At 57.5% G+C, this 13,498-nt stretch carries 12 protein-coding genes, 4 tRNA genes and 3 pseudogenes; 6 read left to right on the plus strand and 13 right to left on the minus strand.

What is annotated here, in order from left to right; all coding sequences use genetic code 11:
- Positions 1-104: 104 nt before the first annotated feature.
- From clpP to PSH65_RS21965, 6 genes are all read right to left on the minus strand, one after another.
- Positions 105-740, minus strand: a complete 636-nt coding sequence (clpP, locus tag PSH65_RS21940; protein ID WP_008062468.1) for an ATP-dependent Clp endopeptidase proteolytic subunit ClpP — start codon at positions 738-740, stop codon at positions 105-107.
- Between the two features lie 93 nt (positions 741-833).
- Positions 834-2,144: a trigger factor gene (gene tig, locus PSH65_RS21945; RefSeq protein WP_305422314.1), complete on the minus strand. Its 1,311-nt coding sequence runs from the start codon at positions 2,142-2,144 to the stop codon at positions 834-836.
- Between the two features lie 399 nt (positions 2,145-2,543).
- Positions 2,544-2,619: transfer RNA gene (locus PSH65_RS21950), tRNA-His, on the minus strand.
- 78 nt (positions 2,620-2,697) lie between these two features.
- Positions 2,698-2,782 (minus strand) — tRNA-Leu (locus PSH65_RS21955).
- A gap of 57 nt (positions 2,783-2,839) precedes the next feature.
- Positions 2,840-2,915 (minus strand) — tRNA-His (locus PSH65_RS21960).
- A gap of 33 nt (positions 2,916-2,948) precedes the next feature.
- Positions 2,949-3,025: transfer RNA gene (locus PSH65_RS21965), tRNA-Arg, on the minus strand.
- Positions 3,026-3,300: 275 nt separating this feature from the next.
- On the opposite strand from PSH65_RS21965, the pseudogene folD reads away from it, so the two are divergent.
- Together folD and pbpG are read left to right on the plus strand one after the other, a co-directional pair.
- Positions 3,301-4,159, plus strand: a pseudogene (folD, locus tag PSH65_RS21970) (bifunctional methylenetetrahydrofolate dehydrogenase/methenyltetrahydrofolate cyclohydrolase FolD).
- Between the two features lie 260 nt (positions 4,160-4,419).
- Positions 4,420-5,358, plus strand: coding sequence for a D-alanyl-D-alanine endopeptidase (gene pbpG / locus PSH65_RS21975; RefSeq protein ID WP_305422316.1), 939 nt, complete (start codon positions 4,420-4,422; stop codon positions 5,356-5,358).
- A gap of 72 nt (positions 5,359-5,430) precedes the next feature.
- Here pbpG and PSH65_RS21980 read toward each other — a convergent pair whose 3' ends face one another.
- The 3 genes and pseudogenes from PSH65_RS21980 to PSH65_RS21990 form a co-directional block, all read right to left on the minus strand.
- On the minus strand, positions 5,431-5,655 hold the full coding sequence (locus PSH65_RS21980; protein ID WP_305422318.1) for a hypothetical protein: 225 nt from the start codon (positions 5,653-5,655) through the stop codon (positions 5,431-5,433).
- 13 nt (positions 5,656-5,668) lie between these two features.
- Entirely contained in the window at positions 5,669-5,884 is a 216-nt protein-coding gene (locus PSH65_RS21985) for a DUF6021 family protein (protein ID WP_305422320.1), read from the minus strand.
- A gap of 92 nt (positions 5,885-5,976) precedes the next feature.
- Positions 5,977-6,706 (minus strand): annotated as a pseudogene (locus PSH65_RS21990) (peptidase C39 family protein).
- A 172-nt stretch (positions 6,707-6,878) separates the two neighbouring features.
- Between PSH65_RS21990 and PSH65_RS21995 the strand changes: the two are divergent.
- Positions 6,879-7,049 carry a hypothetical protein gene (locus tag PSH65_RS21995; RefSeq protein ID WP_305422321.1) on the plus strand — a complete coding sequence of 57 codons (171 nt, stop codon included), beginning with the start codon at positions 6,879-6,881 and terminating at the stop codon, positions 7,047-7,049.
- Between the two features lie 81 nt (positions 7,050-7,130).
- Here PSH65_RS21995 and PSH65_RS22000 read toward each other — a convergent pair whose 3' ends face one another.
- Positions 7,131-7,880 (minus strand): TerC family protein, encoded by a 750-nt coding sequence (locus tag PSH65_RS22000; RefSeq protein ID WP_007901783.1) that lies wholly within the window; start codon positions 7,878-7,880, stop codon positions 7,131-7,133.
- A 28-nt stretch (positions 7,881-7,908) separates the two neighbouring features.
- Positions 7,909-8,151: a hypothetical protein gene (locus PSH65_RS22005; RefSeq protein WP_008073086.1), complete on the minus strand. Its 243-nt coding sequence runs from the start codon at positions 8,149-8,151 to the stop codon at positions 7,909-7,911.
- A 181-nt stretch (positions 8,152-8,332) separates the two neighbouring features.
- Here PSH65_RS22005 and nhaR point away from each other — a divergent pair, with 181 nt between their 5' ends.
- Entirely contained in the window at positions 8,333-9,232 is a 900-nt protein-coding gene (nhaR, locus tag PSH65_RS22010) for a transcriptional activator NhaR (protein ID WP_123357532.1), read from the plus strand.
- 4 nt (positions 9,233-9,236) lie between these two features.
- On the opposite strand, the gene PSH65_RS22015 is transcribed toward nhaR, so the two are convergent.
- Positions 9,237-10,391, minus strand: a complete 1,155-nt coding sequence (locus PSH65_RS22015) for an MFS transporter (protein ID WP_305422322.1) — start codon at positions 10,389-10,391, stop codon at positions 9,237-9,239.
- 330 nt (positions 10,392-10,721) lie between these two features.
- Between PSH65_RS22015 and sstT the strand changes: the two are divergent.
- Positions 10,722-11,975: pseudogene (sstT, locus tag PSH65_RS22020) on the plus strand (serine/threonine transporter SstT).
- A 78-nt stretch (positions 11,976-12,053) separates the two neighbouring features.
- On the opposite strand, the gene PSH65_RS22025 reads toward sstT, so the two are convergent.
- The gene (locus tag PSH65_RS22025) at positions 12,054-12,563 is read right to left on the minus strand and encodes a DUF1993 family protein (RefSeq protein WP_095633963.1); all 510 of its coding nucleotides are present in this window, start codon (positions 12,561-12,563) and stop codon (positions 12,054-12,056) included.
- 140 nt (positions 12,564-12,703) lie between these two features.
- On the opposite strand from PSH65_RS22025, the gene PSH65_RS22030 reads away from it, so the two are divergent.
- Complete coding sequence (locus PSH65_RS22030; protein ID WP_305422325.1) at positions 12,704-13,351, plus strand: YceH family protein; 648 nt, start codon at positions 12,704-12,706, stop codon at positions 13,349-13,351.
- Positions 13,352-13,498 lie beyond the last annotated feature (147 nt).

Consider the following 13,498-nt stretch of genomic DNA (forward strand, 5'->3'; position numbering starts at 1 on the left):
TCCAAATCCGATAGGCTTGCAACACAAGATGAAGGCTATTGCGGGCTTTTTCAAGCCCGCTAGTGATCGGACCCGCCGACCAACCTTATTTTGAGCTGCTTATTTTAAGCGGGGCGCTGATTGATCACTTCATCGATCAACCCGTATTCACGCGCTGCTTCTGCACTCATGAAATTATCGCGGTTGGTATCGCGCTCGATTTCTTCAAGAGTGCGCCCGCTATGCTTGGCCATCAGCGTGTTGAGACGCTCACGAATGAAGAGGATTTCCTTGGCATGGATTTCGATATCCGAAGCCTGGCCCTGGAAACCGCCCAGTGGCTGGTGAATCATCACACGCGAGTTTGGCAGGCAGTAACGCTTGCCTTTCGCACCCGCCGTCAGAAGAAACGCGCCCATGCTGCACGCTTGACCGATACAGGTGGTCGACACGTTTGGCTTGATGAACTGCATGGTGTCGTAGATCGACATGCCCGCCGTCACCGAACCGCCCGGCGAGTTGATATAAAGATGGATGTCCTTGTCCGGGTTTTCCGCTTCAAGGAACAGCAGTTGCGCACAGATCAGGTTGGCCATGTAGTCCTCTACCGGACCAACCAGAAAGATCACTCGCTCCTTGAGAAGGCGCGAGTAGATGTCATAGGCGCGTTCGCCACGAGCAGACTGCTCGACAACCATCGGGACCAGGCCGCCTGCGGCCTGGATATCAGAGTTCTGCTGAATATACGAATTACGGAACATGCTCTGCAGTCACTCCCAAATAGTTATGTCTTGAATACGCATAAGCCAGCACGAAGGCTGGCTTATGGTGTGTACTTCTTACCGCAAAAACAATCAGTCGGCTTGTGGAGCTTCTACCGGCTTGACCGCTTCTTCGTAAGAGACCGATTTGTCGGTCACGCTAGCTTTCTGCAGAACAGTATCCACAACTTGTTCTTCCAGCACAACCGAACGGACTTCGTTCAGTTGCTGGTCGTTCTTGTAGTACCAAGACACAACCTGCTCAGGCTCCTGGTAAGCCGAAGCCATTTCCTGAATCATCTCGCGAACGCGGGCTTCGTCAGGCTTGAGGTCGAATTGCTTGACCACTTCAGCCACGATCAGACCCAGCACAACGCGGCGCTTGGCTTGCTCTTCGAACAGCTCGGCCGGCAGTTGGTCAGGCTTGATGTTGCCGCCGAACTGCTGAACAGCCTGCACGCGCAGACGGTCGACTTCGTTGGACAGCAGAGCCTTTGGCACTTCGATCGGGTTGGTGGCCAGCAGACCGTCCATAACCTGATTCTTGACCTTGGATTTGATCGCCTGACGCAGTTCGCGCTCCATGTTCTTGCGAACTTCGGTGCGGAAGCCTTCCAGACCGGTTTCCTTGATGCCGAATTGAGCGAAGAATTCTTCGGTCAGCTCTGGCAGTTTAGGCTCGGAAACGGTGTTCACGGTCACGGTGAACTCAGCGGCTTTGCCTGCCAGGTCGAGGTTCTGATAGTCCTCTGGGAAGGTCAGGCTCAGAACGCGCTCTTCGCCGGCTTTAGCGCCAACCAGACCGTCTTCGAAACCAGGGATCATGCGGCCGGAACCCAGCACCAGTTGGGTGCCTTTGGCGGAACCGCCAGCGAACACTTCACCGTCGACTTTGCCGACGAAATCGATGTTCAGTTGGTCTTCGTTCTGAGCGGCGCGATCGGCAACTTCGAAACGGGTGTTCTGCTTGCGCAGGATTTCCAGCATCTTGTCCAGATCGGCATCAGCCACGTCAGCGCTCAGGCGCTCGACAGTGATACCTTCGAAACCGGCAACAGTGAACTCCGGGAACACTTCGAAAATTGCGACGTATTCCAGATCTTTGCCAGCTTCCATCGATTTAGGCTCGATCGAAGGAGCGCCAGCCGGGTTCAGCTTCTGCTCAACAACAGCTTCGTAGAAAGAAGACTGGATCACATCGCCCACGGCTTCTTGACGTGCATCAGCACCGAAACGGCGCTTGATTTCACTCATAGGCACTTTGCCTGGACGAAAGCCAGCGATCTTGGCCTTTTGGGCAGTCTGCTGCAGACGCTTGTTGACCTGAGTCTCGATGCGCTCAGCCGGCACGGTGATGCTCATGCGGCGCTCAAGAGCAGAAGTATTTTCAACAGAAACTTGCATGGATATTCCTCGTTGCACAGACGTTAGCCGGCCGTTTCCGACCCCAGAATCAAGGGCATGCATTCTAGTGGGTCAAACTCAAGAAGTCACCCTACTGAAAACGGGTAAAAAAGCAGCAGGCAATTTATAGGCGGGGACAAACGGTTATGCCTCGCCCTGTTAGCAAATACAGCCAGTCATGCCGGGGCTCTGCACCCACCTTCCTATATATAGAAGCAATCGGCAATTCATCCCTGACAGTCAACCCCGCGAGGGGATCGGCGGGCAAATCGAGCATCATCGAGAAACATAAATACGACGAAGCGACCTGCCCTGCGGCCCACAACCTGCAGCCGTCGACACTCAAACCACTGAAACAAAAAAGGCGCCAGACTGTTAAATCTGGCGCCTTTCGGAATATGGGGTGGACGATGGGGATCGAACCCACGACAACGGGAGTCACAATCCCGTGCTCTACCAACTGAGCTACGCCCACCATATTGCGTGACAAAGAAGCCAAACAACTTCTTTGTTGAGCCCCAATCAAGCCAATCGGCATGAGTGAAGCTTTATTTGGTGCGGATGAAGAGACTCGAACTCTTACGCCTCGCGGCGCTGGAACCTAAATCCAGTGTGTCTACCAATTCCACCACATCCGCGGATTGAAGCTGTTAAAGCAAAGGCGCCAGACTGTTAATCTGGCGCCTTTCGAAATATGGGGTGGACGATGGGGATCGAACCCACGACAACGGGAGTCACAATCCCGTGCTCTACCAACTGAGCTACGCCCACCATATCGCGCTACTTGTGCCAAAGCTGCCTAAATGGCGCACCCGGCAGGACTCGAACCTGCGACCATCCGCTTAGAAGGCGGATGCTCTATCCAGCTGAGCTACGGGCGCCTTGTTAATCTGTACTCTTGGAGGACTACAAACTAAGTGCTTTTCAGTCTTGCAGAATCGCAACTCCGCTCGACCTTCTCAACCAGTGCTAGGCTGTGCCCGACAAGTGCGACGAATAGTATAGAGCCCCCCGGAGGTCGTCAAATCCTTTTTAAAAAAAATTCATTTAATTAAAGGGGTTAGGGGAATTTACAGACCAAGCGCCTTTGCCCTCACCTCATGACATGCGAGAATGCGCTCTCTTTTTTCCCCCTCTCGATGGTTAATCACGCGCAATGACTGCACAACTAATCGACGGCAAATCGATCGCCGCCAGCCTGCGCCAGCAGATCGCCAAACGAGTCGCCGAGCGTCGCCAGCAAGGCTTGCGCACACCCGGCCTCGCGGTGATCCTGGTCGGCAGCGATCCTGCCTCTCAGTTTAGTTTATGTCTCGCACAAGCGTAAAGACTGTGAAGAGGTCGGCTTCCTTTCCCAAGCCTATGACCTGCCTGCCGACACCACTCAAGCCGCGCTGACCGAGCTGATCGATCGCCTGAACGACGACCCGGCGATTGACGGCGTTCTGCTTCAGCTGCCCTTACCTGAACACCTGGACGCCTCCAAATTGCTGGAGCGCATTCGTCCTGACAAGGACGTCGACGGCTTCCACCCTTATAACGTCGGCCGTCTGGCACAGCGCATTCCGCTGCTGCGTCCGTGCACACCTAAAGGCATCATGACGCTGCTGGAAAGCACCGGTGCCGACCTGTACGGAATGGACGCGGTCATTGTCGGCGCGTCCAACATTGTTGGCCGTCCGATGGCGATGGAACTGCTGCTGGCCGGTTGCACCGTGACCGTTACCCACCGCTTCACCAAGGATCTGGCAGGCCATGTCGGTCGCGCCGACCTGGTGGTGGTTGCCGCCGGCAAGCCGGGCCTGGTCAAAGGTGAATGGATCAAGGAAGGCGCGATCGTGATTGACGTCGGCATCAATCGCCAGGAAGACGGCAAGCTGGTCGGTGACGTGATCTACGAAACCGCCCTGCCCCGTGCCGGCTGGATCACTCCGGTTCCGGGTGGCGTTGGTCCGATGACCCGCGCCTGCCTGCTGGAAAACACGCTGTACGCCGCCGAAACGCTGCACAGCTGAGTTCACGCTCGCACGCAACATCGCATAAAGGAACCCCGCCTATCGCGGGGTTCTTTTTGCCTGTAGAAAAAAGCTCGCCCACTGACGGAAGCTGCAAGACCGGCCGGCTAAAAAAGAGCCGCTGCATTAAATATTCTTCACTTTTACCCCCTGCCTTACAGGCGCCTATGGCTTTCCTGGCACATACTCCTAAAATGCGTCGTTTTAAAGAAACAGCCCGTTACAGAACGGCATATCCACCCCTTCATGAGTCTGCCAGCGTGAAAATCCGTCTTTCCATCCTGAGCCTAGTTTTTGCAGTTACAGGGACTTTCACCACGCCAACGGTCAACGCCGCTGAGACCACCGCGGCACCTCGAGACAATTCACAACTGAAGATCGCGTCCGGCAGCGCTTTGCTGATGGATCTGCAAACCAACAAAGTCATCTATGCCAGCAACCCTGATGTCGTCGTACCCATCGCCTCAGTCAGCAAATTGATGACCGGCCTGGTGGTCGTAGAAGCGCGGCAGAACATGGACGAATACCTTTCCGTCAACATCAGCAACACACCGGAAATGAAAGGCGTGTTTTCCCGGGTCAAGCTCAAAAGCGAATTACCACGGCGTGAGATGTTGCTGATTGCCCTCATGTCATCGGAAAACCGTGCCGCCGCGACGCTGGCCCATCACTACCCGGGCGGTTATGTTGCGTTCATCGCCGCCATGAACGCCAAAGCCAAGGCGCTGGGCATGACCAGCACCCACTTCGTCGAACCGACGGGCCTCTCTCCTCGCAATGTGTCCACCGCCCGTGACCTGAGCAAGCTACTGATCGCCGCGCACAAGTACCCGCTATTGACCGAACTGAGCACCACCAAGGAAAAAACCGTCAGATTCCGTAAACCCAACTACAGCCTGGGTTTTCGTAATACCGATCATTTAGTCAACAAACCTGACTGGGACATCAGACTGACCAAAACCGGCTTCACCAACGCAGCGGGGCATTGCCTGGTATTGGTCACTCACATGGGCAACCGTCCGGTTGCACTGGTGATACTTGATGCCTTCGGCAAATACACGCACTTCGCCGATGCCAACCGGATCCGCAACTGGGTCGAAACCGGCAGGAGCGCCAACGTGCCGTCCGTAGCCCTGCAGTACAAGTCCGACAAGAACCTCAAAAATCGCCAGAGCGGTGTGATCGAAGCCTCGAAATAAAGTCCAAATACCTACCAATGAAAAGCCCCGACAGTCGGGGCTTTTTGTTGGCAGGCGGTTTTCGTCCAGCGGTCAGTCGTTGGGCAACGGCATCTGATCGTCATCCGGAATGCCATCCCCGGCACTCGGGTCTCTCCAACCCTGCGGATGCTTCGTCGGCACCACTGTTGGTCTGGCCAAGGGATCCCTTAACGGGCTGTCCGGATCCATCACCGGATCCACATCCGCTTCGGGGGTTGTTGGAACACTGTCTGGAGGATCTGGACGTTTGTCGTCGAAGCTCGAATCGGTAGACATATGCACCTCTTGACTAAAACTTGGGTTTCAGATCGCCAAGGGGATCGTAAGGCTTCGCCGGGGCCTTCTTGCCCGCCTCACCCGGCTTTACATCCCTGGGCGCCTTGGCGGGCCCGATGGGATCGACTTGAGGATCGGCGAGGTCCGGAGAATCGGGGTCGAACCCCAGCTCATTGTCGGACGAATGCTCAGACGAGTGCGGGCCGGTGGGGGTATTGGAATGTGCCATGGCGCCTCCTGTTCATGGTCCCGAAAAATCCGGGCCCTCTACTTGAGACTTCAGCATAGCGCGGCGGTGCCATGCCGATGACGAGCGGAAACCTACTTCGCGGTCAGCGCCTTCTTCGCCCGGGCTGCCGCCTGTTCCTGACCTGACTGGGCAAGATCGCTCGCCGCTTTCAGCCAGCGCGGCTGATCGACATTGGCCGGAATCTGGTCCGGTTTCTGGATCAATACGGCCCAACCGCCGGCATTCTCGAATGCCGATTCAAAGGCGCTGAACCCCATCAGCAACCGACGATCCATCCCGGCGCGCAGCAGCACGGTCTGCTTCTGACGGTTGTAACCGGCGAGAATGGCGTATCGGGGCTCTGCCCAAAACGCCGAGCCTTCGGTGAAGCGCACCATTACCGGATAACCAGCAGCAACCTGGGCCAGCAGCGCCGGCAAATGGCTGTCGAGGGGATAGACCACCAGCCCGTACTCACGCGCGAGGTTCTGCATGTTCTGCTGCAAGCGGTCTTCGGCACCCGGCAAATGCAGAGGTTTGTCGAGCAACCCCGGGGTGATCACGATGCCCTGCTGGGACAGCAGGCTGGCCAGCACCTGAGGCCCGCTTTGATAGCTTTGCCCACGGTAAAACGTACCGCTGAGTTCAACCCGCTCCGGCAGACGCTTGATCTCGGGCGCCACGCTCCCCGCACAACCAGCCAGGCCGGCGACGCAGCCAACGATCAGCACCAAAGATCGAATTCGAGAAAATACCCGCACCATTATCACTCTCTTGTTCAGACGCCAGGTATCCATCCCCCCCGGCTTGGCCGTCGATCATAGGATGCCGCGCGGCAGCGGTATAGCCTTAACCGGCAGTTGATTGCATTCGATAGAGCGAACTGGTTGGTGACAGGCGACCTTTGGTCAATAGCCTGAAATACAGCAACGGCTAGACTGTCATTTATCAAGGAAGAGTGTGCGCCCGATGCAGCGCAAAAGAGGAGGCACTGATGAGCCTGACAATGACTATCGTAATGTTGATTTCCGGCTGGCTGGCCGTAGCCGCCGCCATGCTGTGGGGCGTTTTGCGCATTACCCGCCGGCACCATCACCACCCGGTTCAATCGGCGCCCGTGGTGAAAACCGATAAACCGGCTGCGCACCCCGCCACCGTCCACTGACCGGCGCTTTTCAGTCGTACAAACAAAAAAACGGCCGCCTGGACTCTTTCGAGTTCAGGCGGCCGTTTCGTTTAACGAAGGTTAAGCTTCAGCAGCGATGCGCTTCTGCCGGGCCCGACGCGACAGCATGTTCAAGCCTTCGATCGTGGCCGAGAACGCCATGGCGGCGTAGACATAGCCTTTCGGTACATGGGCGCCAAAACCTTCGGCGATCAGCGTCATGCCGATCATGATCAGGAAGCCCAGCGCCAACATCACCACCGTCGGGTTGTCGTTGATGAACTTGGCCAGAGGGTCAGCCGCCAGCAACATCACCAGGACCGACACCACCACCGCAATGATCATGATCGGCAAATGCTCAGTCATGCCGACAGCGGTAATGATGCTGTCGATGGAGAACACCATGTCCAGCATCAGGATCTGACCGATTGCAGCGGCAAAGCCCAGGGTCACGGTCGAAGTGGCCGACGTCGGATCATCCGGTGCCGGGTCCATGCTGTGATGGATCTCGGTGGTTGCCTTCCACAACAGGAACAAACCACCCGCGATCAGGATCATGTCCTTCCAGGAGAACGCGTGGCCGAGAATCTCGATCACAGGCTCCGTCAACTGGACGATGAACGCGATGGTGCTCAACAGTGCCAGGCGCAGGATCAACGCCATGCCGATACCGATGCGCCGTGCCTTCTGGCGATGCTGTTCGGGAAGCTTATTGGTGAGGATCGAGATGAAGATCAGGTTATCGATGCCGAGCACGATTTCCATCACCACCAGCGTGGCCAGGGCGACCCAGGCAGTGGGGCTTGCAGCAAGTTCTAAAAGGTATTCCATGGGTCAGTCCTGACTCGTTATAGACGGTTTAGATTTCCTGGGACGAAGATTCGGATTTGTCCGTCTCTTTGGCCGGTTGTTCTTTCTTGCTGATCAGGCCGCCCGTGGCATCGCTGAGCGCTTGTTCGGCCGCTTTGTGGGTATCGTCAATCGCCTGCTTGGCGGTTTCGGCAGCCTTGCCCATCAATTGCTGAGCGCTTTTCTCGGCCTGGTCGCAACCGGCCAACACCAGTAAAGACGCAATCAGCAGTGCCGTGGTTTTAAGCTTCATGATGCTTTCCTCGATAGAACAGACAGGACCGGAAAGGCGATCCGTCGATAGCGAGGCATTCTAAGGAAGCAAACACTTCAGTAAAATTCGTATTTTCAGCGGTTATACTTCGGCTTTAACGAATCCAGATATCGTACGTGGCGTGCCTGACGGATGATGTGGACAAGGGGATTTCACTAATATGTTGAATTATCGACAGCTGCATTACTTCTGGGTGGTGGCCAAGACCGGCAGCATCGTGCGCGCCTGTGAGCAACTGAACCTGACGCCACAGACCATCAGCGGGCAGATTTCCCTGCTTGAGCAAACTTATGGCATCGAATTGTTTCGCCGGGTCGGTCGGCAACTGGAACTCACCGAAGCCGGGCGTCAGACCCTCCCTTACGCTGAGCAGATGTTTCAACTCGGTGGCGAACTGGAGTTGATGCTGCGGGCGCAGCCCAATGAGCAACAGATTCTGTTTCGGGTGGGCGTTGCCGACGTAGTGCCCAAATCCATCGTCTATCGACTGATCGCGCCGACCATGGAGTTGAGCGAGCCCCTGCGTATCACCTGTCGCGAAGACAAACTGGAACGCTTGCTTGCCGACTTGGCGATTCAACGCCTGGATCTGGTGATTTCCGACAGCCCGATGCCCTCGCATCTGGACATCAAGGGCTACAGCCAGAAACTCGGCGAATGCGGCATCAGCTTTTTCGCCACCGCAGAATTGGCGGCGCGATATGGCCAGGACTTCCCCCGCAGCCTGCACGGCGCCCCACTGCTAATTCCCGGGCCGGAAACCGTGGTGCGCAGTCGTTTGCAACGCTGGTTTGCCGAACAGCAGATCCAGCCACAAATCGTCGGCGAGTTCGACGACAGCGCCTTGATGCAGGCTTTCGGCCAATCCGGCAGCGGGATATTCATCGGCCCGAGCGTGATTGCCGACGAATTGAAACGCCAATGCGGCGTGGAGTTGATCGGCCAGACCGACGCCGTGCGCGAGTCGTTCTACGCCATCTCGGTGGAACGCAAGGTCAAACACCCCGGCATTGTCGCCATTACCGAAGGTGCTCGCCGCGAGCTGTTTACCGCGATGTGAGATGTCAGGCGCAGACTTCGCGAGGTTTGAAAGTCATCAGCGCCATCGCCAACAGGATCGAGACGAGGATAAAACCGGCCGCCGCGAAACCCAGGCCGCCCAGGCCAACACTGTCGATCACTCGCCCACCGACCATCGCCCCCAGACCGATTCCGAGGTTGGCCCCGGCGATGTTCAGCGATGCAGCAAAGGCCGGAGCCTCAGGCGCAGCCTTCATCAGGCGCACATGACTGACCAGGAACAGCGCAGCCTGAGTCACGCCCCAAATCCCCATCGCTGCCGCCAGACCGAGGGGCGAATGAATGTTCGGCACCAGCGCCACCATGCCGGCGATCATGAAGGCACAGAACGTCACTGAAGCGATCAGCGGATGCCGATCCACCGCGCGACCGCCCAACGAATTGCCGATCAAGCCGACCGCACCGAAACCCATCAGGCACCAACCGACCACCGTGCCGTTGAAACCGGCCAGCCGCTCAAGAATATCCGCCAGGTAGGTGTAAGCGGTGAACATGCCGCTGAACACCAGGATCGATAACAGCACATGCCCCAGCATCAACGGACTGCGCAGGATCTTGAACTGCGAACGGAAGCTCACTTGATGTTGGTGCAGGTTGGTTTTCGGCAAGTAGATAAACAGCAGCAATGCCTTGGCAAACGCGATCACCGCCAGAATGCCAAAGGCACTGCGCCAGCCGAACGCATCGGAAATCAGCGTACCCACCGGAATACCGAACACCGTGGCGCAGACAATGCCGAAACCGATCTTGGCGATCGCCCGCCCGGCATAGTCCGGCCCGACGATGTCCACTGCGGTTTCACTGGCCAACGCCCAGAACACCGGCAACCCCAGCGCCGGAATCAACCGCGCAATGGCCATCACCCCGATGTTCGGCGCCAGTGCCGCCAGCGTATTGGCCAGGCCGAACATGATCAGCACGCTGATAAACAGTTTGCGCCGTTCAAACCTGGCGAAATACGCCGTCAGGAACGGCCCGAAAGCGGCGACGGTAAAGGCGAACAGGGTCACCAGCAATCCCGCTTGAGGGATGCTGACGTCCAGATCGCGAGCGATTGCCGGTAACAGGCCGACAATGATGAATTCCGTGGTCAGCACCGTAAAACCGGCGGCGGACAACAGAAGAATGGGCAACAGCATGCAGAACTCCAGGAAAACGACGACACCAGCGACAGCCCGAAGGCTCACTGGCAGAACTTGAAAATGAGGATGGCGAAGCTTAACAGAGTGTTTCCGGGCGAGGTTGCACGAACCTGCAAATCGCGTTGAACAATCGGGTGGCAGATCGTCACAGGTCTGAAGGATCACGGCTACGCTGTGATAAAGTCCGCGGCCCGCGGTACTTACACTTTGCTCATCGGCCATTCATTGGCATTGATGCAGCGACCCTTCGGTTCCCTCCATGTGGCCTGCCCGGCTTTTTGCTGCATGAGCAGAACCCTGCACCCTAAAAAAATCAGAGATGCCGTTATGACCGCTTCATCCCCTTCTCTCTTGCAACGCCTGAAACGCAGCAGCCTGGTCACGCAAATCATCATCGGCCTGATCGCCGGGATTGCCCTGGCGCTGTTCGCGCCTGAGCTGGCCAAGTCCACTGCCTTCATTGGCAAAGTGTTCGTCTCGGCGCTCAAGGCCGTCGCGCCGATTCTGGTGTTCGTGCTGGTCATGGCGTCGATTGCCAACCATAAGCACGGCCAGGAAACCCATATCCGGCCGATTCTGTTTCTGTATTTGTTGGGCACCTTTGCGGCAGCCGTGGTGGCGGTGATCGCCAGTACGCTGTTTCCGTCGAGTCTGGTGTTGTCTACCCAGGATGTTTGCGGTGACCGCACCGGGTGGCATCAGCGAAGTGCTGCAAAGTCTGCTGCTGAGCGTGGTCGACAACCCGGTCAGCGCGCTGATGAATGCCAACTTCATTGGTATTCTGGCTTGGGCGATCGGCATGGGGGTTGCGATTCGCCATGCCGGCGAGACAACGCGCGAAGTACTGGGCGATCTGTCCAATGGCGTGACCTTGATCGTGCGCTTGGTGATCCGCTTTGCGCCGCTGGGGATCTTCGGTCTGGTGGCCTCAACCCTGGCCACTTCCGGCTTCGGCGCCTTGATCGGTTACATGCATCTGCTGGCCGTGTTGTTGGGCTGCATGCTGTTCGTGGCGCTGGTGATGAACCCGGCCATCGTGTTCTGGAAGCTGCGTCGCAACCCATATCCGCTGGTATTCACCTGCCTGCGCGAGAGTGGAATCACTGCATTTTTCACTCGCAGTTCGGCGGCGAACATTCCGGTCAACCTGGAATTGAGCGCAAGCGTCTGGGCCTGCACGAAGATACCTATTCGGTGTCGATCCCGCTCGGCGCCACCATCAACATGGCCGGTGCTGCGATCACCATCACCGTGCTGACCCTGGCCGCCGTGCACACCCTGGGCATCGCCGTGGATATTCCGACGGCCATTTTGCTCAGCATCGTCGCGGCGATCTGTGCCTGTGGTGCCTCGGGCGTGGCCGGTGGTTCGCTGTTGCTGATTCCACTGGCGTGCAGCCTGTTCGGCATCCCGAGCGAAATCGCCATGCAGGTGGTGGCGGTCGGCTTCATCATCGGTGTGTTGCAGGACTCGGCGGAAACCGCGCTGAACTCCTCCACCGACGTGCTGTTCACAGCGGCGGCGTGCCAGGGTGAGGAACAGAAGATCCGGAAAGCCCGGGAAGCCCAGCGTTTGGCGTAACAACGCACCTACAGAAGGCGTGACAAAAAAAGCCCGCCAAGGCTTACACCTTGGCGGGCTTTTTTGTACCTGGGCGGTTTAGAACGCGCCCATGTAATCGCGCTTGCCCACTTCCACACCGTTGTGACGCAGCAATGCGTAAGCAGTGGTTACGTGGAAGAAGAACTGCGGCAAACCGTAGCTCAGCAGGTAAGCCTGGCCAGTGAAGCGCTTCTCTTTAGGCGTGCCTGGACGGGTAACAATCTCGATGCCTTCCTTGCCGTTGATTTGCTCGGGTTTGATCTCGCCGATGAAGGCCAGAACCTTGGCGATCAGCGCTTGCAGTTCGGCGAAGGTGGTTTCGGTGTCATCGTATTTCGGCAGTTCGACTTCAGCCAGGCGCGCCGAAACGCCCTTGGCGAAATCAACGGCAATCTGCACCTGACGCACCAGCGGGAACATGTCCGGGTACAGACGGGCTTGCAGGAACGCGTTCGGATCAATGTTTTTCGCGGTAGCGTGGGCTTCGGCCTTGCTCAGGTTGTTGCTCAGGGCATTGAGCATTTGCTGGAAAACCGGAACGGAAGCGGCGTACAGGGAAATAGTCATGATGGTCTCGTGTGGTGACAGGAGTAAAAACGTGGAGCGATTATAGCCATGCCCGACCGCCCTGCGGCTTGTCTTTTATCCTGCAAGGATTAGGCTAGGCGGCTTCGACTGCATGCTTCGACTGCATAGGGAAAAGCGCGATGAGCACTGAGCAAGAAACGACCTTCGACGAACCGCGGCTCAACAGCACGGAAATTCGCATTCTGGGCTCGTTGATCGAGAAACAGGCCACCAGCCCGGAAACCTATCCGCTGACGCTCAATGCGCTGGTGATTGCCTGCAACCAGAAAACCAGCCGCGAACCGGTGATGAACCTCAGCCAGGGCCAGGTCGGCCAGAGCCTGCGTGTCCTTGAGGGTCGAGGATTCACCCGACTGGTGATGGGCAGCCGTGCCGATCGTTGGGAGCATCGGGTCGACAAGGCGCTGGAGCTGGTACCGGCGCAGGTGATTCTGACGGGGCTGTTGTTCCTGCGCGGCCCGCAGACAGTCAACGAACTGCTGACCCGCAGCGGCCGCATGCATGACTTCGAAGATGCCGAGCAGGTGGTGCATCAACTGGAACGCTTGATCGCCAGAGGTCTGGCGCTATTGATCCCGCGCCAGGCCGGCCAGCGCGAAGATCGTTACATGCATGCACTGGGCGATCCGGCGGATATCGAAGCGATCCTGGCAGCCCGGCAGAATCCGGTGGAGCGTGGCGCCAGTGGCGGTGTGTCGGTTGAGCGAATCGAAGAGCTTGAAGCGCGGATTGCGGCACTGGAAGAGCGACTGGCACGCCTCGAATAGACCTTGTTCCTGATGCACCGAGGGTCCTCTGTGGCGAGGGAGCTTGCTCCCGCTGGGTCGCGAAGCGGCCCCAAAAGCAGTCAACGCATCACATCTGGCACACCGGGCTTGCCGGGATTACGACTGCTGCGCAGCCGAGCGGGAGCA

Origin of the sequence: Pseudomonas sp. FP603, assembly GCF_030687415.1 — a bacterium.
GTDB lineage: Bacteria > Pseudomonadota > Gammaproteobacteria > Pseudomonadales > Pseudomonadaceae > Aquipseudomonas > Aquipseudomonas wuhanensis.